At 70.2% G+C, this 18,349-nt stretch carries 20 protein-coding genes; 16 read left to right on the plus strand and 4 right to left on the minus strand.

The window, feature by feature from the left end; all coding sequences use genetic code 11:
- The first annotated feature begins 146 nt into the window (after positions 1 to 146).
- From QC180_RS27975 to ilvA, 3 genes are all read left to right on the plus strand, one after another.
- On the plus strand, positions 147 to 515 hold the full coding sequence (locus QC180_RS27975) for a hypothetical protein (protein WP_278265842.1): 369 nt from the start codon (positions 147 to 149) through the stop codon (positions 513 to 515).
- Positions 516 to 575: 60 nt separating this feature from the next.
- Positions 576 to 1,748 (plus strand): serine hydrolase domain-containing protein, encoded by a 1,173-nt coding sequence (locus QC180_RS27980; protein ID WP_278265843.1) that lies wholly within the window; start codon positions 576 to 578, stop codon positions 1,746 to 1,748.
- A gap of 109 nt (positions 1,749 to 1,857) precedes the next feature.
- On the plus strand, positions 1,858 to 3,081 hold the full coding sequence (gene ilvA / locus QC180_RS27985; protein WP_278265844.1) for a threonine ammonia-lyase: 1,224 nt from the start codon (positions 1,858 to 1,860) through the stop codon (positions 3,079 to 3,081).
- A 4-nt stretch (positions 3,082 to 3,085) separates the two neighbouring features.
- On the opposite strand, the gene QC180_RS27990 is transcribed toward ilvA, so the two are convergent.
- From QC180_RS27990 to QC180_RS28000, 3 genes are all read right to left on the minus strand, one after another.
- Complete coding sequence (locus QC180_RS27990; protein WP_278265845.1) at positions 3,086 to 3,409, minus strand: DMT family transporter; 324 nt, start codon at positions 3,407 to 3,409, stop codon at positions 3,086 to 3,088.
- Positions 3,410 to 3,417: 8 nt separating this feature from the next.
- Positions 3,418 to 4,836: an argininosuccinate lyase gene (argH, locus tag QC180_RS27995; RefSeq protein ID WP_278265846.1), complete on the minus strand. Its 1,419-nt coding sequence runs from the start codon at positions 4,834 to 4,836 to the stop codon at positions 3,418 to 3,420.
- Between the two features lie 100 nt (positions 4,837 to 4,936).
- Positions 4,937 to 6,139: an argininosuccinate synthase gene (locus tag QC180_RS28000; protein ID WP_278265847.1), complete on the minus strand. Its 1,203-nt coding sequence runs from the start codon at positions 6,137 to 6,139 to the stop codon at positions 4,937 to 4,939.
- Between the two features lie 234 nt (positions 6,140 to 6,373).
- Here QC180_RS28000 and QC180_RS28005 point away from each other — a divergent pair, with 234 nt between their 5' ends.
- Positions 6,374 to 6,514, plus strand: a complete 141-nt coding sequence (locus tag QC180_RS28005; protein ID WP_278265848.1) for a hypothetical protein — start codon at positions 6,374 to 6,376, stop codon at positions 6,512 to 6,514.
- A gap of 70 nt (positions 6,515 to 6,584) precedes the next feature.
- On the opposite strand, the gene QC180_RS28010 is transcribed toward QC180_RS28005, so the two are convergent.
- Positions 6,585 to 7,352 (minus strand): GNAT family N-acetyltransferase, encoded by a 768-nt coding sequence (locus QC180_RS28010; protein ID WP_278265849.1) that lies wholly within the window; start codon positions 7,350 to 7,352, stop codon positions 6,585 to 6,587.
- Positions 7,353 to 7,436: 84 nt separating this feature from the next.
- On the opposite strand from QC180_RS28010, the gene QC180_RS28015 reads away from it, so the two are divergent.
- The 12 genes from QC180_RS28015 (at position 7,437) to QC180_RS28070 (ending at position 18,334) form a co-directional block, all read left to right on the plus strand.
- Positions 7,437 to 7,589 (plus strand): hypothetical protein, encoded by a 153-nt coding sequence (locus QC180_RS28015; RefSeq protein WP_278265850.1) that lies wholly within the window; start codon positions 7,437 to 7,439, stop codon positions 7,587 to 7,589.
- Positions 7,590 to 7,640: 51 nt separating this feature from the next.
- Complete coding sequence (locus tag QC180_RS28020; RefSeq protein ID WP_278265851.1) at positions 7,641 to 8,444, plus strand: aldose epimerase family protein; 804 nt, start codon at positions 7,641 to 7,643, stop codon at positions 8,442 to 8,444.
- 340 nt (positions 8,445 to 8,784) lie between these two features.
- Positions 8,785 to 9,630, plus strand: a complete 846-nt coding sequence (locus tag QC180_RS28025; RefSeq protein ID WP_474646557.1) for an MlaE family ABC transporter permease — start codon at positions 8,785 to 8,787, stop codon at positions 9,628 to 9,630.
- Between the two features lies 1 nt (position 9,631).
- Positions 9,632 to 10,492 (plus strand): ABC transporter permease, encoded by an 861-nt coding sequence (locus QC180_RS28030; RefSeq protein ID WP_474646554.1) that lies wholly within the window; start codon positions 9,632 to 9,634, stop codon positions 10,490 to 10,492.
- An 8-nt stretch (positions 10,493 to 10,500) separates the two neighbouring features.
- Positions 10,501 to 12,039: an MCE family protein gene (locus tag QC180_RS28035; RefSeq protein ID WP_278265852.1), complete on the plus strand. Its 1,539-nt coding sequence runs from the start codon at positions 10,501 to 10,503 to the stop codon at positions 12,037 to 12,039.
- A gap of 1 nt (position 12,040) precedes the next feature.
- Positions 12,041 to 13,063 (plus strand): MlaD family protein, encoded by a 1,023-nt coding sequence (locus QC180_RS28040; RefSeq protein WP_278265853.1) that lies wholly within the window; start codon positions 12,041 to 12,043, stop codon positions 13,061 to 13,063.
- Positions 13,060 to 14,091, plus strand: a complete 1,032-nt coding sequence (locus QC180_RS28045) for an MlaD family protein (RefSeq protein WP_278265854.1) — start codon at positions 13,060 to 13,062, stop codon at positions 14,089 to 14,091. Before QC180_RS28040 ends, QC180_RS28045 begins: the two co-directional genes overlap by 4 nt.
- Complete coding sequence (locus tag QC180_RS28050; RefSeq protein ID WP_474646555.1) at positions 14,091 to 15,164, plus strand: MCE family protein; 1,074 nt, start codon at positions 14,091 to 14,093, stop codon at positions 15,162 to 15,164. The genes QC180_RS28045 and QC180_RS28050 overlap by 1 nt, the downstream gene beginning before the upstream one ends.
- The gene (locus tag QC180_RS28055) at positions 15,161 to 16,237 is read left to right on the plus strand and encodes an MCE family protein (protein WP_278265856.1); all 1,077 of its coding nucleotides are present in this window, start codon (positions 15,161 to 15,163) and stop codon (positions 16,235 to 16,237) included. Before QC180_RS28050 ends, QC180_RS28055 begins: the two co-directional genes overlap by 4 nt.
- Positions 16,234 to 17,430 (plus strand): MCE family protein, encoded by a 1,197-nt coding sequence (locus QC180_RS28060; RefSeq protein ID WP_278265857.1) that lies wholly within the window; start codon positions 16,234 to 16,236, stop codon positions 17,428 to 17,430. Before QC180_RS28055 ends, QC180_RS28060 begins: the two co-directional genes overlap by 4 nt.
- A 17-nt stretch (positions 17,431 to 17,447) precedes the next feature.
- The gene (locus QC180_RS28065) at positions 17,448 to 18,011 is read left to right on the plus strand and encodes a hypothetical protein (protein ID WP_278265858.1); all 564 of its coding nucleotides are present in this window, start codon (positions 17,448 to 17,450) and stop codon (positions 18,009 to 18,011) included.
- Between the two features lie 11 nt (positions 18,012 to 18,022).
- Positions 18,023 to 18,334: a hypothetical protein gene (locus QC180_RS28070; RefSeq protein WP_278265859.1), complete on the plus strand. Its 312-nt coding sequence runs from the start codon at positions 18,023 to 18,025 to the stop codon at positions 18,332 to 18,334.
- Positions 18,335 to 18,349 lie beyond the last annotated feature (15 nt).

Here is an 18,349-nt window from a genome sequence, read left to right on the forward strand (position 1 = left end):
ACGCGACGGACCCCCTGAGCGCACCACTGATAGATGCGCATATCTATATCTTCCGATGTCTTCCGGTTCCTTGGCCAAATCACAGGATCGCCACAGTCGCCGACCAGGCCAGGCACCCATCCTGGACAGGGACAGGTTCCGCAGAGGTGAGTGAGGTAGCGATGGTCGAGGTCGAGGTTCACGACGACACGGTGACGGTCCATGTACTCGGCGGGCACCGCCTCCTCGCCCTGCGCCAGCAGGTCGTGATCGACCGCGCCGCGATCACCGAGATCACCACCGCCGAGGTGGATCTGCGCCCGCCGTGGGTGCGCGCCCCCGGCACCTTCATCCCCGGTGTGATCGCCGCCGGTGTCTATCGCGGCAAGGGCCGGAAAGAGTTCTGGGACACCACTTTCGGTGGTAGCGCGGTCCGCATCGATCTGGACGGGCCCGACTTCACCCGGCTCGTGGTCGACGTCGACGATCTCGACGCCGTCCTGGACGCGCTGACCGCCGAATCCATCAGCGCCTGACCACCGGTGCGGGGCCGACCGAACCGACCGGTCCCCCACCGGTGGTGGCATGCTCGGCTCATGGGAGTTTCGACAACGCAGTCGGTGGATCGACGTTTCGTCCGCTTGGTGGCCATCTTCGATCGCTTGTTCCGCACACCCGCGCACGGCGGCGGCGCCCTGTGCGTCTACCTGCACGGTGAGCCCGTGGTCGATGTCTGGGCCGGATACGCGAGCCCGGGCGTGCCGTGGACGGCCGACTCGGTCGCGCTGGGTTTCTCCACCGGAAAAGGTGTGGCCTCCACGGTGATCCACCAGCTCGCCGAGCGCGGGCAGATCGACTACGACACCGCGGTGGCCGAGTACTGGCCGGAATTCGCCGCGGCCGGGAAGTCCCACATCACCGTGCGCGACGTGCTCACCCATCGGGCGGGCCTGCACCGGCTGCGCGGACTGCTGCCCGGCCCGGTGGAATCCTTCTTCGACGACGCTGCCGTCACCGCCGCGCTCGCCGCCGCCACCCCCGACCCCCGGCATCGCGTGACCAGCGGCTACCACGGCATCAGCTACGGCCATCTGGCCGCCGAACTGGTGCACCGGGTGACCGGGCGCGAGTTCACCGAGGTGGTGCACACCGAGCTCGCCGAACCGCTGGGCGCCGAGGAACTCTGGTTCCGGGTGCCCGCCGAGCAGCGGCACCGCATCGCCACCACCTTCCCGCGGCTGCGCGCGGCGGGTATGAACTGGGATCGGGGTTCGGACCTGCTCACCCGCACCCGATTCGCCGCCGCCGCGGAGACCACCCCGCGGGGTTTCGCGGAGCTCATCGTCGACCCGCGCGTGCACGATTCGGTGATGCCCGGCGTCAACGGGGTCTTCTCCGCGCGGGCGCTGGCCCGCCTCTACGCCGCGCTGGCCAACGGCGGCGAACTCGACGGCACCCGCGTGCTCGACCCGGACTCGATCCGCCGGTTCAGTACCCGGCAGGTCTTCACCCCGGATTACGTGCTGGCCTTCCGCATTCCGTGGGCGCTGGGTTTCCACGGTGTCCCGATGAAGCCGTCCAAGGCCGATCCCATCTCGGCCTTCGGCCACTTCGGGCTCGGTGGCTCCGGCGCGTTCGCCGATCCGGAGACCGGGCTGTCGCTGGCCTTCGTCACCAACCGGCTCGGCGGCAAGCTGACCCCGCTCGGCGACGCGCGGCTCACCCGCCTGGGCACCGTGGCCCACAACATCGCCAAGGCTGCCCGCTGAGTCGCTGACACTCGACGGCGCGGCGTGCCGGTTCGCCTGGGCGAGCGGCCCGCGCCCAGCGCCGACACGAGCTCGCGCCGACCCGTTCGACCGCGCCCGTCCTGGCACGATGTGGCCCATGGAGACCGTCGGGCTCGAGCGGATCGAAGCTGCCGCGGCGCTGCTGGCGCCGGTCATCCGGCGGACACCCACGGTGGCGTCGCGCGTGCTGTCGGATCGGGTGGGCGCGCCGGTGCTGCTCAAGTGCGAGAACCTGCAGCGCACGGGATCGTTCAAACCGCGCGGCGCCTACAACCGGATCGCGCACCTGCCCGCCGAGGAACGCACGCGCGGGGTGGTGGCCGCCTCGGCGGGCAATCACGCGCAGGGGGTGGCGTGGGCGGCGGCCGAGCTGGGGATCACCTCGACGGTGTTCATGCCGGTCGGAGCCTCGTTGCCGAAACTCGTGGCGACGCGCGCGTACGGCGCCGAGGTGCACCAGATCGGTGACACCATCGACGAATCCCTGCTCGCCGCCCAGGAATTCGCCGAGCGCGCCGGGGCGACGCTGATCCACCCGTTCGACCATCCCGACATCGTCGCCGGGCAGGCCACCGTCGCGCTCGAGATCCTCGAGCAGGTCCCGGAGGTGGGCACGGTCGTCGTGCCGACGGGCGGCGGTGGTCTGCTGGCCGGGGTGGCGGTGGCCCTGCGCGCGCTGGCGCCGCGGGTGCGGGTCGTCGGGGTGCAGGCGGCCGAGGCGGCGGCGTGGCCGGACTCGCTGGCCGCGGGCACCCCGGTGCGGGCGGCGCGGATGGCGACGATGGCCGACGGGATCGCGGTCGGCCTGCCGGGCGCGGTGCCGTTCGCGCATGTGGCCGAGTTGGTCACCGAGATCGTCACCGTCGACGAGGACGCGCTGTCCAAGGCGCTGCTGCTGTGTCTGGAACGCGCCAAGCTCATCGTCGAGCCCGCGGGCGCGGCGGGAGTCGCCGCGCTGCTCTCCCCTGCCCTGCGCGACCTGCCCGGTCCGGTGGTGGCGATCCTGTCCGGCGGCAATATCGATCCGCTGCTGCTCACCCGCGTGATCGGGCACGGACTCAGCGCCGCGGGCCGCTATCTGGCGATGCGGGTCACCATCGCCGACCGGCCCGGGGCGCTGTCGGCGCTGCTCGGGGTCGTCGGGCGCGCGGGGGCGAGCGTGGTCGACATCGTCCACTCCCGCACCGGCATGTGGCTGGCCGTCGACGAGGTCGAGGTCTCGCTCACGGCCGAGACCCGCGGTCCCGCCCATCGCGACGATGTCCTGGACGCCCTGCGTGACGCCGGATTCCGGGTGCGGGCGGAGCTGTAGCGGGCTAGTGCGCGCCGCCGAGTTCGAGGGCGAGCACGCCGAGGATCACCAGGCCGATGCCGCCGACCTGCACCAGCGTGAGCCGCTCCCCCAGGAACAGCACGCCGATCCCGGCGATCGCGGCCACCCCGACCGCCGACCAGATCCCGTAGGCGACGCCGATCGCCATGCCCCGCTTCAACGCCTGGGACAGAAAGAAGAACGCCGTGGCGTAGCCGATCACCACCACGATCGAGGGCACCAGTTTGGTGAATCCCTCGGAGAGTTTCAGCGAGACGGTCGCGGTCACCTCGGTGGCGATGGCCAGCGCCAGGAAGAGCAGGGTCATGGCACGTGTCAGCGCAGCCACGCGCGGGCGTCGGCGGCCGACGCGGCGACCTCGGCCAGCTGTTCGGCCACCCGCACGCCCGCGGTGCCGCCCCGGGCATTGCGGGAGGCGATCGACCCCTCGACGGTGAGGACCTCGCGCACGCCCCCGGTCAGCGCCGGGTCGACGGCGGCGAATTCCTTGTCGGTGAGTTCGTCGAGACCGACCCCGCGGGCCTCGGCGGCGCGCACGCAGGCACCGGCGGCCTCGTGGGCGACGCGGAACGGAACCCCTTGGCGCACCATCCATTCGGCGATGTCGGTGGCGAGGGTGAATCCGGCGGGGGCGAGTTCGGCCATCCGGTCGGTGTGGAAGGTGAGGGTGCCGACCAGGCCCGCGATGGCGGGCAGCAGCAGTTCCAGCTGGGCGACCGAGTCGAACAGGGGTTCCTTGTCCTCCTGCAGGTCCCGGTTGTAGGCCAGCGGCTGGGCCTTCAACGTGGCCAGCAGACCGGTCAGGTTGCCGATGAGGCGACCGGCCTTGCCACGGGTGAGTTCGGAGACGTCGGGGTTCTTCTTCTGCGGCATGATCGACGAACCGGTCGACCAGGCGTCGGCGAGGGTGACGTACCCGAATTCCGGTGTGCTCCAGAGGATGATCTCCTCGGCCATCCGGCTCAGGTCGACCCCGATCATGGCCAGCACGAAGGCGGCCTCGGCGGCGAAGTCGCGCGAGGAGGTGGCGTCGATGGAGTTGGCCGCCGAGGCGGTGAAGTCGAGTTCGGTGGCGATCTGCTCGGGGTCCAGGCCCAGCGAGGAACCGGCCAGCGCGCCCGAACCGTAGGGCGAGATGGCGGCGCGCTTGTCGAAGTCGCGCAGGCGTTCCAGGTCACGCAGCAGCGGGTGCGCGTGGGCCAGCAGGTGATGGGCGAGCAGTACCGGCTGGGCGGCCTGCAGGTGGGTCTTGCCCGGCATCACGGCGTCGGGGTGCGCGGCGGCCTGGGCCACGAGCGCGTCGACGACATCGAGCACACCGGCCGCGACCCGGCGCACGCCGTCGCGCAGCCACATCCGGAACAGCGTGGCGACCTGGTCGTTGCGCGAACGCCCCGCCCGCAGCCGACCGCCGAGTTCGGTGCCGACGCGTTCGATCAGGCCGCGCTCGAGCGCGCCGTGCACGTCCTCGTCGGACTCGGCGGGTCCGAAGGCGCCCGAGGCCACGTCGGCGGCGAGGGCGTCGAGCCCGGCGAGCATGCCGGACAGGTCCGATTCCGAGAGCAGCCCGGCCTTGTGCAGCACGCGGGCGTGCGCCTTGGAGGCGCGGATGTCGTAGGGCGCGAGGGCCCAGTCGAAGTGGGTCGACTTGCTCAGCGCGGCCATCGCCTCGGCCGGGCCGGACGCGAATCGCCCACCCCAGAGGGCACCTTCGTTGGTTCCACTGTGGGTCATCGGGTTCTCCTCCGGTCGGCAGGGGCGGGCATGGCTGGGCACGGCACCGGCCGGTCCGTGGACGGGACCGGCCGGTGTCGAGACTACGACGTGGTTACTACTACTTCTGGTTCAGGTCGCGACGCGCGGCGACCTTCGAGGACAGGCCGTGGATCTGCACGAAGCCCTTCGCGAGGGACTGGTCGAAGGTGTCGCCCTCGTCGTAGGTGGCCAGGTTGAAGTCGTAGAGCGACTGCTCGGAACGGCGACCGTTGACCACGGCGGAACCACCGTGCAGCACCATCCGGATGTCACCGGTGACGTGCTGCTGGGTGTCCTGGACGAAGGCGTCCAGGGCGCGCTTGAGCGGGGAGAACCACAGGCCGTCGTAGGCCAGCTCGCCCCAGCGCTGCTCGACCTGGCGCTTGTAGCGGCCCAGCTCGCGCTCGATGGTGACGTTCTCGAGGGCCTGGTGCGCGGTGATCAGCGCGATGGCGCCGGGCGCCTCGTAGATCTCGCGGCTCTTGATGCCGACGAGGCGGTCCTCGACCATGTCGAGACGGCCGACGCCCTGGCGACCGGCGCGGGTGTTCATCTCCTCGATGGCCTGCAGCACGGTGACCTGGCGACCGTCGATGGCGACCGGCACGCCCTTGTCGAAGGTGATGATGACCTCGTCGGGCGCCTCGAAGTTCACCGTCGGGTCGGCGGTGTAGTCGTAGACGTCCTTGGTCGGCGCGTTCCACAGGTCCTCGAGGAACCCGGTCTCGACGGCGCGGCCCCACACGTTCTGGTCGATGGAGAACGGCGACTTCTTGGTGACGTTGATCGGCAGCTTGTTCTGCTCGGCGAAGGCGATGGCCTTCTCGCGGGTCCAGGCGTAGTCGCGGACCGGGGCGATCACGTTCAGGTCGGGCGCCAGGGCGCCGATGCCGACCTCGAAGCGGACCTGGTCGTTGCCCTTGCCGGTGCAGCCGTGCGAGACGGTGGTGGCGTTGTGGAACTTGGCGGCCTCGACCAGGTGCTTGACGATCAGCGGGCGGCTGATGGCCGAGACGAGCGGGTACTGACCCATGTACATGGCGTTGGCCTGGATGGTGGGCAGGCAGTACTCGTCGGCGAACTCGTCGCGCGCGTCGACCACGATGGCCTCCACGGCGCCGCAGTCCAGGGCGCGCTGGCGCACCACGTTCATGTCCTCGCCGCCCTGGCCGAGGTCGATGGCCACCGCCACCACCTCCGAACCTGTCTCCTTCGCGATCCAGCTGATGGCGACGGAGGTGTCCAGCCCACCGGAGTAGGCGAGTACGACGCGATCGGACATGTCTGTTGTGCTCCTCGAAGTCTGGGACGTACATCTGCACGAGCTGCCGTGAGCAGTATGAATGCTCCGGCCGCCGGTCGGCTCGCGCCGTTGCTACAAATGATTATGCATGATGATGCAATCTCATTCATACCCGGGGGTAGCCGCCCCGGCGCGTACCTTGGCGACGCCTCTCGGATGTGAGACGCTGGTCACATCAGCTACCAATCGGTCGGGGTCGAGGGAGTGGTAACCATGCATGAACTGCAGCAGTTCGCCCAGGACAACTACGAGCTGATCAGCACCGTCGTGGTCGGTCTGGGCAATCTCAGCCTGACCGTCGCCAAGGTCGTCATCGAGATGGGCGCCCCGATCCTGCGGGACCTCCTCTACTGACCCCGCGAGACCGAGAGGGAGCACCATGAACGAAGACAAGATCCTGGGCGTCCTGTCAGACCACTACGAGTCACTGGCCACCACCGGCCTCGACCTGGCCCGGATGGGCTTCGACATCTCCGCGCCCCTCCTGCTGGCCATCCTCAACTTCCTCGGCACCGCCTGACCGCCCGCCGCGCCGTCCTTCCAGCCGCGCCCGCACGCGCGGCCAGTCCTCCGCGACGATCGAGAACAGCACGCTGTCCCGCACGGTCCCGTCGCCCCGCCGGAAGTGCCTGCGCAACGTCCCCTCGTAGACCGCGCCGAGCCGAGCGATGGCCCGTTGCGACCGCTGATTGCGCACATCGGTCTTCAACTGCACCCGACCCACGCGCAACACCTCGAACGCGTACTCGAGCACGAGCAGTTTCGCGTCGGGGTTCACCGCGCTCCCCCACACCGAGGGCGTGTAGGCGGTGAAGCCGATCTCCAGCGACGCGTCACGGGGGCGCGCGTCCAGGTAGCAGGTGAGGCCGAGTATCGAACCAGCCGGGCGGTCGCCGATTCCCGCGCGAGAGCGCACGATCCACACGTGCCAGTCCGGCAGCGAGGCGAGATCGCGCAGGTAGCGGCCGAAGTCGGCCGCGTCGGCGGGGCGCCAGGGCAGGTGCCGCCAGACCGCGTCGGCGGCGAGCGCGTCGTAGAGGTCGGCGGGGTCGACGTCCGGGTCGAAGGGTGTCAAGGTCACCGTCTCGCCGGTGAGTCGGGCGTCGGCGGGGACGGGCCAGGTCATCTCGGGCCAGACCGCGTCGGTGGGGCGGGGATCGGGGACCGGCTCGAACGGGGTGTCGGGGCGCACGCGGTCGAATGTACGGCTCGTGTCGGGGGTGTATGGCACCCTGGGAGTGCACTATTCGGCTCCACGGACGTGAGGACGAACGAGATGCTCCACTACATCGCGCAGGAATTCTCCACTCTCGGCAACGGCGTGCTCGATGTCGGCCGGGCGGTGGTTCAGCTCGTGCAGGACATCATCGATGTCGCGACACCGGATCAGCGCGGCGGCGGGGGCGGCGGGCAGTATCCGTTCACCTGATCTCGGCGTGGGAGGCGGCGGGCCGTGGGTGCGCGCCGTTAGTCTCCGGACATGGCAGCCCAGGATGTGCGCCTCCACGCCGACGACGCGGCACTGATCGTCGCCCCCGGTGACGGCGGTGCGCTGCACAGCCTGGCCATCGCGGGCACCGAACTGCTCCGACAGGACCCGGGCACCGGGTGTTTCGTCATGGCCCCCTGGGCGGGCAGGCTGGGTTACGGCCGGTTCAGCGTGGGTGAGCACACCTACACCATGCCGATCGACAATCCGCCGCACGCGATCCACGGAACCGCCCGCCACGGCGCGTGGGAGGTGGTCGACGCCACCGCGAGCACGGCCACCCTGCGGTACCGGCTGACCGATCCGTGGCCGTTCGCGGGCACCGTCACCCAGACCTTCACCCTCACCGGCACCGGCCTGAGTCTGGCGATGCGCATCACCACCGATCGCGACCCGTTCCCCGCCCAGGGTGGCTGGCACCCGTGGTTCCTGCGCGAGCTCGCTCCCGCGCGCGGCCCGGTCGAGCTCGAATTCCACCCGGCCTGGCAGTACGAACGCGGCGAGAACTACCTCCCCACCGGCAGGCACATCCCGCCGACCCCACCACCCTGGGACGACTGTTTCGCCATGCCCGACGGTGTCCACGCCCGCCTGACCTGGCCGGGTTTCCTGGAATTCACCATCACCAGCACGGTCCACGACGTGGTCGTCTGGACGCTGCCGACGGAATCGCTCTCGGTGGAGGCACAATCCGGCCCACCCGACGGGCTCAACACCGAGCCACGGATAGTCACCGTCGACGCGCCCCTCGACGTGCGGGTCGACTGGACCTGGCGGCGCCTCCCGCCGCACTGAGCTTCCCGAACCGGAATCAGGCGCGGCACTCCTGATCGACCGGAACTGGAACGACCGCTTGCCGAACGGCGAAATCGGCTGCTCGCTCGTGCGATCAATCATTCACTGCGACAACACTTCTCGACCGAGTCGAAAACGTTCCCGTCGACGAGTGCCGGTCGCGGGATTCCACGAGCATCTACCGAATCGATGACAGCTCCAGCTAGGGTTGCTACTGTCTCAGACAGTTCGCTACACGCGTGTAGATTTTCGCTACGCGCACTACAGCTCGCCAGCCACTTCCGCCCGCCGACCACCGGCGATCGGACCGCATCCCGGGGTGATCATCATCGTCGCGACCATCGAGAAACCGACCGAACCAGCAGATCGCGAGCTCGTCGTGGAGTTCGCACAACGCTGGTGGCGCGGACATCCCCAGCGGTCGGTCGAGACCGCGGGCCGACAGGTCACCATGGCTGGTCGGGCGCTCACCGAGCTGGTCCGAGCCCTGGTCCACCGCCGGTTTCCGCTCACCGAATTCCTCCGGCAGTGCTCGTTCATGGCCGGTGTCTCAGCCACGCCGACGCTGCTGGTCGCCATCCCAGTGGCGGTGGTGGTCTCGATCCAGATCGGGTCGCTGGTCGGACAGGTCGGGGCGACCACCTTCATCGGGGCGGTGAACGGGCTGGGCATCATCCGGCAGGGCGCGCCGCTGGTCACCTCGCTGATGATCGCGGGGGCGGTCGGGTCCTCGATCTGCGCCGATCTGGGCTCGCGGACCATTCGCGAGGAGATCGACGCCATGCGGGTGATGGGGGTCGACCCGGTGCGCAGGCTGGTCGCGCCGCGCCTGCTGGCCGCGGTCGCGGTGAGCATGCTGCTGTGCGGGTTCGTGGTGTTCATCGGCTTCGCCACCGGTTACGCGTTCAATGTCTTCGTCCAGGACGGCACCCCGGGCTCCTACATCAGCACCTTCGCCTCGTTCGCGGTCGCCGCCGATCTGGTGGTCGCGATCGTGAAGGCGGCGGTGTTCGGCGCGCTCACCGCGATCATCGCCTGCGACGCGGGCCTGCACACCCAGGGCGGTCCGGGCGGGGTCGCGAACGCGGTGAACTCGGCGGTGGTCAGCTCGGCGATCGTGCTGTTCGCGGCCAATATCGCGCTGACCCAGATCTACAACACCGTCTTCCCGTCGAAGGTGCTCTGAGGTGGCCAGCTATCTGCCGCCCGCGCTGCGACCGTGGCGGGCGCTGTCCGCGGCGACCCGCCCGCTGGCCGACGCGAATGTCCGTCTGGGACACCAGGGCGTGGTGTTCGTCGAATCGCTGCTGGCGATCCCGTTCGTGCTGCGGCACTACCGCAAGGAACTGGTCCGGCTGATCGTCGACGTCACCTGGGGCAACGGTGCCCTGGTGGTGGGCGGCGGGACGGTCGGTGTGGTGCTGATCCTGTGTGGTTTCGGCGGTGTCACCGTCGGCATGGAATCGCACACCGCCCTGGACCTGCTGACGATGAGCCCGCTGACCGGCGCCATCTCCGGCTTCGCCACCACCCGTGAACTGGCCCCGCTGCTGGCCACCATCGCCTTCGCCGCGCAGGCCGGATGCCGGTTCACCGCGCAGATCGGGTCGATGCGGATCGCCGAGGAGATCGACGCGCTCGAGGCCATGGCGATCCGCCCACTCCCCTACCTGATCACCACCCGCATGCTGGCCGCCGCGGTCGCCATCCTGCCGCTGTACGCCATCGGCATGGCGACGGCCTACCTCACCACGAAGGTGACGGTGTTCTTCCTGGGCGGCACCGGACTCGGCACCTACGACCACTATTTCCACCAGTTCCTCGATCCCGGCGACATCGGCTGGTCGGTGGTCAAGGCGGTGGCGTTCGTGCTGGTCGCGACGTTCATCCAGTGCCATTCCGGCTATGTGGCCGCCGGTGGGCCCGAGGGTGTCGGGCTGGCGGCGGGGCGGGCGATCAAGCTGACGATCATCGTGGTGGTCTTCCTGAATCTGCTGCTCACCCTGGCGATCTGGGGCGTGGACCCCGGCATCCGGATCTCGGGATAGGGGCGCCGATGTCTGTGGATCCCGGTGGCCGCGGTTGGTCGCGGCGACGGCTCGGGCTGGCCGGTGTCGCGATGACGGCGACGCTGTCGACGGTCGTGGCGCTGCTCGGTTTGCGCTCGACGGGCCGCTTCGAGGACACCGTGGCGGTGACCGCCCTGCTCACCAGCACCGGCGACGGCCTGCCCGCCCGCGCCGATGTCCGCTTCCGGGGGCTGCTCGTCGGCTCGGTGTCGGGGGTGGAGATCGCCGGGAAGGGCGTGCGGCAGCGTGTGGACCTGCGTCTGGAACCCGCTGCCGCGGCGGCGATTCCGTCGACGGTCACCGCCCGGGTCGTGCCCGCCAATATCTTCGGTGTCACCGCGATCGAACTGGTCGACAACGGCCGCTCGGCCGCGGGCCTGCGCGCGGGTGCCGAGATCGCCCAGGACACGGGCAGCGCCACCGTCGCCCTGCAGACCACGCTGACCACGCTGCGCGATGTGCTCGACCGCATCCAACCCGCCAAGCTCGCCCGCGTGCTGGCCACCCTGGCCGACGCCCTCGACGGCGACGCGCGGCTGCCCGGTTCCACCGTCGAACGGCTCGACCAGTGGATCACCGAGGTGCGCGCGATCCCGGGAATCGGTGATCTGCTCGGCGATCTCGGCGCGGCGACCGCGGCGGTGAACCGGTCGGCGCCGGAACTGGTGGACGCGCTCGGCCGCTCGGTGCGGACCGCGCGCACCATCACCGACCGCCGCGCGCAGCTCATCGACCTGCTCACCAGCGCGAGCGCCGCGACCGAGGCGACCCAGGCGCTGTTCGCCCGCAATCCCGACGCGGGCAAGGAACTCGTCGTCGGCCTGGACGAGACCTTCGGCGCGCTGGCGGCCGACCCGACCGCGCTCACCGACACCGTGCGGGAACTCGACACGTCGCTGTCCCGGCTGGCCACCGTGTTCAACTGGGGTCCGAGCAACCAGATGCGCTGGGAGATCACCGTCTCGCTCACCCCGTTCCAGCAGTACACGGCCGCCGACTGCCCGCACTACGGCAGCCAGGCAGGTCCACGCTGCGGCGGCGCGACGGTTCCGGAAGTCGCCGCACCGCAGCAGTATCCGGCCTCACTGATCCCCGGCTGGCTCGAGTCGGCCGGGCCCGCACCGGGCCCCGCGCTCCCCGAGCTGTCGCTTCCTGCGATCCCCGGACTCACCCTCCCGACGATTCCGGGACTGGTGATCCCAGGCATCACCGTCCCCGCACCGACAGCTCCGGCGGCCGCTACGACTCCGGCAGTCTCAGCGACTCCGGCGGCGCCAGACCCGGCGGCTCCGGCGACCTCCGCAGCTCCGGCAGCACCGGCGACTCTGGCAGAGCATTCGATCACCGCGCCGCCAGGAAGTCCCGCAGACGGGCTCCCCGCACCGACCGGACGCCCCATCGCGCTGACCGGCCCCCATGCCGTCGCGGCGCTCGTCGGCGGCCGACCGAATCTGACCCAGGTGATGCTGCTCGGCGCGATCCTGTCCGGCACCACACTCACCGCCACCCCGACGGGAGGACGCTGACATGCGTTCGCGCGCTTTCTATCCCGGCCTGGCCGTCTTCGTCGTGCTCTCGGTGCTGGCGACGGTCACCATCTGGTCCACGCTGCAGCGCTCGGTGCCCGGCGACACCCACCGCTATCGCGCCACCTTCGCCGATGTCCTCGGGCTGCGCGAGGGGGACGATGTGCGGATCGCGGGTGTGCGGGTCGGTCGGGTCGACGCCATCGAGCTCGTGGATCGCCGCCATGCCGAGGTCACCCTGGCGGTGCGGGCGCGGCAGCAACTCACCACCACCACGACCGCGTCGATCCGCTATCAGAATCTGATCGGCCAGCGCTATGTGGCCCTCGCCGCGGGCGAGTCACCGGGCCACCCGCTGGCCCCGGACGACTCGATTCCGTTGGAGCGCACCGAATCCTCCTTCGACGTCTCCACCATGCTGTCCGGTTTCGAACCGCTGTTCAGCCTGCTGCAGCCGGAGGAGGTGAACTCGCTGTCGGAGACCCTCGTACAAGCCCTGCAGGGCGACGGGGTTTCGCTCTCGGCGCTGATCACCCAGGCCGCGGCGCTGGCGGCGACCTTCGGGGAGCGCGATCAGATCCTCGGTGCCGTGATCGGCAATCTCAGCGATGTGATCGCTGGCCTGGCCCGTCGCAGCGGTGAGCTGGAAACGCTGATCACCCAGTCGCGGGCGCTGGTCACCGGGCTCTACGAGCAGGGTTCGGCGCTCAGCGGCGCCGTCACCGGGATCGCGGAGTCGACGACGAAACTCACCGAGCTGATCGGGCAGGTCGCCCCGGGGATGGCGCTGGCCCAACAGCAGGCGAGCGCCGGGGTGGAGTTGCTGCTGGCCAACGGCGAGCGGCTGGACCGCTCGGCGATCGAACTCCCGCTGGTCCTGGCCGGACTGGCCAGGATCAGCGGCAACGGCACCTATATCAATGCCCACATCTGCAGTCTGGACGTCTCGCTGTGGGGTGTGTTGTTCCCACGTGGGCTGCTGCCGCAGGTGGGTGGCACCGCGCATTCGGAGGTCTGTCGATGATCACGTCCCTGTACACCCGCGCGCTCACCGCGCTACGCGGCTCGTTCGGCAATCGGCCGCTGTGGCTGGGGATCGCGGCCGGGGCGGCGGTGGTCGCGCTGGTCCTCGGGTCCGGGGTGCTCTCGCGCGCCGAACTCGGCAAGGCGACGGTGCACGCCGAGTTCGCCCAGGCCGCGGGACTGCGCGCGGGCAACAGTGTGGACATCGCCGGAATCGAGGTCGGCACGGTGAAATCGGTGCGACTGGAACGTGATCGGGTGGTGGTGGCGATGAGTCTGCGCAAGGATGTGCGGCTCGGGGGTGACGCCAAGGCGGCCATCGAGATGTCGACCATTCTCGGCAAGATGCACGTCGAACTCGATCCCGGTCTGCGCACCGATCTCGGCTCGGCGCGGATTCCGCTGTCCGCCACCACCGTTCCCTACAACCTGGCCAAGGTGGTGAACGATCCCACCTACCGCAACTCCTTCGAGCATCTGGAACGGCTCGATCCGGAGGCGTTGCGCGCGAGCCTCGACGCGGTGAGCAGGCAGATGGGCGATTCACCGCAGCTCACCGCGCAGGCGCTCGACAGCGTGGGCGCGCTGGCGAAAGTGGTCGCCACGCGCCGCGACGAGGTGGACCAGCTGCTCACCAGCATGGACCAGGTCTCCGGGCTGATCGCCGACAACCAGAACAGTGTGCTGCTGTTGCTCACGCGCGGGCAGGCCATCGGTGACGCGGTGTCGCGCCGCCGTGAGCTGGTGCGGGAGCTGCTCGGCAATGTCGCGGCCGCCTCGAAGATCCTGCGGGACATGGGTGTCGAGAACGGGGGCAGGCTCGGCCCGCTCATCCAGAGCCTGAACACCATGTCCGAAGGGCTGGAGAAGAATCGCGACAATCTCGACGCGCTGTATCAGGTGATGCCGGTGACGGTGCGCCAGTTCACCAACGGCCTCGGGCAGGGACCCTACGGCGAGGTCTATATGCCGTGGCTGTTCCCGGACAACTGGCTGTGTCTGGCCCAGGCCGTGGAGGGGTGCCGGTGATGCGCGCGGTGATGCAGGTTCTCGTGCTGCTCGTCGTCACGGTCTTCGGGGCCGGGTGCTCTTCGATTCCGGTGGCGCTGCGGCCCGGCGCGCTGCGGATCAGCGCCGATTTCGAGAGCGCGGCAGGGGTTTTCGTCGGCAACGAAGTGTCGGTGCTCGGTGTCCCGGTGGGCCGGGTCGACGCGATCGAGCAGCGCGCCACCTTCGTGGAGGTGCGGATGACCATCGACGGCGACACCGAACTGCCCGCCGACGCCATGGCCGCGCTGGTCTCCCCGCAGCTGATCACCAACCGCCACGTGGAACTCACCCCCGCCTATTCCGGCGAGGGCCCCCGACTGACCGACGGCACGCATATTCCCCTCTCGCGCACCAGGACTCCGGTGGAACTCGACCGCATCCTGCGCAACTTCCAGCAGCTCGGCGCCGCCCTGCGCGGCGACGACACCGAGGGCCCGATGGCCAGCCGGGTGCTGTTCCCCATGCTCGACGGCAACGGCGACCGCATCCGCGCGACCCTGGACAACCTCGCGGGCGCCCTCGAGGTCACCCTCGCCGATCGCGACCAGATCTCGAACACCATCATCGCCCTCAACGACCTCACTGCCGTCGTCGCGGGCAATGACCGGACCGTGCGCGATTTCAGCGCCCGGCTCACCGAACTGGTCACCCTGCTCGCCGAGCAGGCACCCGGGCTGGCGGCGGTGCTGGCCCAGATCGACGACTTCGTCGCCAACACCTCGGGCGTGCTCGCCGAGAACAAGGCGCCGCTGACCGACGCGGTGCGCCGACTCGTCGGGATCACCGGCCAGATGCGCGAGCACGCGCGCGGGCTCACCGAGATCGTCGACGTCACCCCGATGCTGTTCGAGAACCTGGCCCGTTCGGTCAGCACCGAACACCGGGCGCTGCGCCTGCACCTGCTCACCGACAAGACGCTGCTGGACAACGAGATCCTCGCGACACTGTGCGAACGACTCGCCCTGCGCGCCGACGGCTGCCGGACCGGCAAACTCCAGGATTTCGGGCCGGACTTCGGGCTGACCGCCGCACTGCTGGGACTCACCGCGTGAACCGGCCCGCCCTGCGCCTCGCCGTCGCCCTGCTGACCACCGCCGTGCTCGCCGGGTGCACCGTCGACACGGTGCCGCTGCCGCGCCCGGGGGTCGACGGGCCGTCCTATCGCCTGCACGCGGTGTTCGACAACGCGCTCAACCTGCCCGAACGGGCGCGGGTGAAGATCGGCGGCACCGATATCGGGGTGGTGACCGGGATCGACACGACGAACTTCCGCGCCGAGGTCGACCTCGAGGTGCGCCGCGATATCGCGCTGCCCCTGGGCACCCGCGCCGAACTGCGGCAGGCGACCCCGCTGGGCGACATCCACATCGCCGTCACCCTGCCCGAACCCCGGCCCGGCACACCGCTGCTCGGCGACGGCGACACCATCGACCGCGAGCACACCTCCGCCGGTGCCTCGGTGGAGGAACTGATGACGGCCATGTCGCTGCTGCTCGACGGCGGCGCGATGAACCAGGTCGCCCGGATCACCTCGGAACTGAACGCCATCGTCGGCGGACGCGGCCCGCAACTGGCCCATCTGCTCACCGAACTCACCGCCGTGCTCGGCGCGCTGAATCAGCGCACGGGACAGATCGACGCGGTGCTGCACGGGCTCGACGGGCTGACCGGCACCCTGCGGGCCCGCAAGGACGACCTCGGGCAGACCGCCGACACCTTCCCCGACCTCATCGCGGTGATCGCCGAGAACAATCGCGCCATCACCGATCTCACCGTCCAGGTCTCGACGGTGACCGCCGCGCTCGGTGACTTCACCAGCACCAGCGGCCCGGCCTTCCTCGGTCTCTTCGACAGCGTGCAGGCGCTCATGTCGGGCTTCACCCGCATGGAGGACGACCTGGCGGGCGCGCTCGACCAGTTCACCGCGCTGGCACCCGCGGTCCGCGCGAGCACCCAGGGCACCACCCTCGCGGTGGCGGCGACGGTGTCGTTCCTGGATGTGGGGGCACTGACCGATCCGCCGGGCAGCAGGCTGCCCGACGGCACCGATGTGACCGCCTTCGTCGGCAGTCTCACCCAGGTGCTCGCGCGAGTACTCGACCGTGTGCAAGGAGGCCCCCGATGATCGACCGGGCCGCGGGTTGGGTGGTGATCCTCGCGCGCTGGGCGTATCAGCGCCGGACCGCCTTCGCCATGCTGGGAATGGTCGGGCTGCTGGTGGTGGGCTCGGGGTATCTGGCGATCGATGTCGTCGGGGTACGGCCGCTGCGCACCACCTACAGCGTGCAGGTGCAGCTGGATCGCTCCGGCGGGCTGCTCCCCCGCAGCGCCGTCACGGTGCGCGGGGTGCCGGTGGGTGCGGTGCGCGCGGTGCGGATCGACGGGGACGCGCTCCGCGCCGATATCGAGATCGACAGTGCCGCACGGATTCCGGTGGGTTCGCCGGTGGCCGTGGGTCGATTGTCGGCGGCGGGTGAGCAGTACCTGGACTTCCGCCCCGATACCGACAGCGGCCCGTTCCTCACCGAGGGCGCGGTCGTCGGCGCCGCGCAGGTGAGCACCCCGGTGACCATCGACGCCTTCCTGGCCGACACCGGGGCGCTGATCGGCGGGATGAATCCGCAGCGGCTCACGGTGATCGTCGACGAACTGGACCGCGCCCTCGGCGGCGGGCCCGACGTGCTGCGCGCGGTCATCAGCGGCCTGAGCCAGGCGATGACCGGGCTGGCGGGGCTGCTGCCACAGACCACCCAGCTGATCCGCGATCTGCAGGTCATCGCGGCGACCACCGCGCAGGCCCAACCCGATCTGGGCACCCTGGCGCGCGGCTCGGGCGCACTGTTCGATCAGCTCGACGCGGCCGATCAGGAGGTCCGCGACCTGCTCGAGCGCACGCCGGGACGGCTGGCGACGCTGGGCAGCGTGCTCACCGAGACCGCCGATCCGCTGACCGGTCTGGTCACCAATGTCGTCGCCATCACCCGCGCGGCACGGCTGCGCACACCCGCCATGGCGGCGCTGTTCCCGGCCCTGCGCGACGGTGTGGCCGCCATCGGCGTGCCCGCGCACGACGGCGCCTTCTACACCCTGGCCGAGGCGTGGCCACGGCCCACCTGCGAATACGAGACGGTGCCGGTCTCTCCCGCGAAGGTCTCCGACGGGCGCAGCCGTCTCTACAACTACTGCGTCACCAGCGATCCCGCGCTCCAGATCCGCGGGGCCGCCAACGCGCCGCGTCCGCCCGGTCCCGACAACGGGTCGGGTCCGCCGCCGGGTGTCACCGGTGACGAACTCTCCGTTCCCCTCCCCACGAAATGACCCCTGAGGATTTCCCGATGACCAGCGAAGACACCGTCGCCCTCGACGAACCGACACGTACCACCCAGGCCCACAACGCAATTCCCCGAGTGATCCGCCGTGGCGTGATCCGGTTGCTGATCGTCACGACGGTGGCGGCCTCGGGCATCGCGGTCTGGTCCGCCGTCGACAATCACCACCTGCGTTCCCGCGAGGACGCCCGCACCGCCGCGCAGCAGGCCGCGTGCGCGTACGCCCCGACCCTGGCCCGCTACGACGCCAAGGATCTCGACACGTATTTCGCGGCCGTGCTGGCGGGCGCGACCGGCGAGTGGAAGTCCGAATTCGACGCCACCAGCAAGGATCTGCGCGATGTCCTCGTGCAGGGACAGGTGGTCTCCACCGTGGGCACCGTCGAGTGCGCGCTCACCTCGGCCGACGAGTCCAGTGCCGAAGCCGTCGCCGTCATCCACCAGACCATCACCAGTCTCGGCACCCAGGGTGCCCCCACGCCCGGCCAGCTCGCGGTGACGATGTCGCTGCGCAAGGACGCCGACCGCTGGCTCATCAGCAAGGTCGGCTCCCCACTGCTCACCCACTGACAGGACCTCCCATGACCCGCGAATCCGCCCTCCTGCACACACCGGCCGTCCGCAAGGCCCGCCGCGAGGCCGCCCGCCTGGCGACCGCCCTGGCAGCCCACCTCCGACTCGCTCTCCTGGCGACCGTCGCCCTCACCGTCGCCGCCGTCACCGCGGGAATCGCCGCCCTCTTCGCCCTCGCAGCCCTGGTCCGCGGGCTCGAACAACTCCTGCCCACCTGGGCCGCCTACGCGACCACCGCCGCCCTCCTGCTGCTCTGCGCGGGCACCGCCCTGATCCTGGGCACCTGGGTGGTGCTGCGCGCCCGCCGGATGGCCCGCTGACGGCCATCCGGCGGG

It is taken from the genome of Nocardia anocheti (assembly GCF_029675105.1).
In the GTDB taxonomy this organism is placed as follows: domain Bacteria; phylum Actinomycetota; class Actinomycetes; order Mycobacteriales; family Mycobacteriaceae; genus Nocardia.

Coding starts and splice junctions, on each gene's coding strand:
- QC180_RS28070 (WP_278265859.1), top strand. CDS start 18,023: ATGACCCGCGAATCCGCCCTCCTGCACACACCGGCCGTCCGCAAGGCC.
- QC180_RS28040 (WP_278265853.1), top strand. CDS start 12,041: ATGCGTTCGCGCGCTTTCTATCCCGGCCTGGCCGTCTTCGTCGTGCTC.
- QC180_RS28015 (WP_278265850.1), top strand. CDS start 7,437: ATGCTCCACTACATCGCGCAGGAATTCTCCACTCTCGGCAACGGCGTG.
- QC180_RS28065 (WP_278265858.1), top strand. CDS start 17,448: ATGACCAGCGAAGACACCGTCGCCCTCGACGAACCGACACGTACCACC.
- QC180_RS28045 (WP_278265854.1), top strand. CDS start 13,060: ATGATCACGTCCCTGTACACCCGCGCGCTCACCGCGCTACGCGGCTCG.
- QC180_RS28020 (WP_278265851.1), top strand. CDS start 7,641: ATGGCAGCCCAGGATGTGCGCCTCCACGCCGACGACGCGGCACTGATC.
- QC180_RS28035 (WP_278265852.1), top strand. CDS start 10,501: ATGTCTGTGGATCCCGGTGGCCGCGGTTGGTCGCGGCGACGGCTCGGG.
- QC180_RS28005 (WP_278265848.1), top strand. CDS start 6,374: ATGCATGAACTGCAGCAGTTCGCCCAGGACAACTACGAGCTGATCAGC.
- argH (WP_278265846.1), bottom strand. CDS start 4,836: ATGACCCACAGTGGAACCAACGAAGGTGCCCTCTGGGGTGGGCGATTC.
- QC180_RS28060 (WP_278265857.1), top strand. CDS start 16,234: ATGATCGACCGGGCCGCGGGTTGGGTGGTGATCCTCGCGCGCTGGGCG.
- QC180_RS28050 (WP_474646555.1), top strand. CDS start 14,091: ATGCGCGCGGTGATGCAGGTTCTCGTGCTGCTCGTCGTCACGGTCTTC.
- QC180_RS27980 (WP_278265843.1), top strand. CDS start 576: ATGGGAGTTTCGACAACGCAGTCGGTGGATCGACGTTTCGTCCGCTTG.
- QC180_RS27990 (WP_278265845.1), bottom strand. CDS start 3,409: ATGACCCTGCTCTTCCTGGCGCTGGCCATCGCCACCGAGGTGACCGCG.
- ilvA (WP_278265844.1), top strand. CDS start 1,858: ATGTGGCCCATGGAGACCGTCGGGCTCGAGCGGATCGAAGCTGCCGCG.
- QC180_RS28000 (WP_278265847.1), bottom strand. CDS start 6,139: ATGTCCGATCGCGTCGTACTCGCCTACTCCGGTGGGCTGGACACCTCC.